Below are 245 nucleotides of genomic sequence, written 5' to 3' on the forward strand. Positions count from 1 at the left end.
GGGATTGTGGCCATCACTGCGGACCTTCGACACCTCGTCGGCCTTGAGGCCGAAGATGACGATGTTGTCCTCGCCGACATTGTCGCGCATCTCGACATTGGCGCCATCGAGCGTGCCGATCGTCAGCGCGCCATTGAGGCCGAACTTCATGTTGCCCGTGCCGGACGCTTCCATGCCGGCGGTCGAGATCTGCTCCGAGAGGTCGGCGGCCGGAACCATGACTTCGGCGAGCGAGACATTGTAGT

At 62.4% G+C, this 245-nt stretch carries 1 protein-coding gene; it reads right to left on the reverse strand.

Annotated elements, in window-relative coordinates:
- On the reverse strand, positions 1-245 hold a 245-nt coding region (locus AF337_RS39260; protein ID WP_152971383.1), incomplete at both ends, for a glycogen/starch/alpha-glucan phosphorylase.

Source organism: Rhizobium ecuadorense (genome assembly GCF_001187535.1).
In the GTDB taxonomy this organism is placed as follows: domain Bacteria; phylum Pseudomonadota; class Alphaproteobacteria; order Rhizobiales; family Rhizobiaceae; genus Rhizobium; species Rhizobium ecuadorense.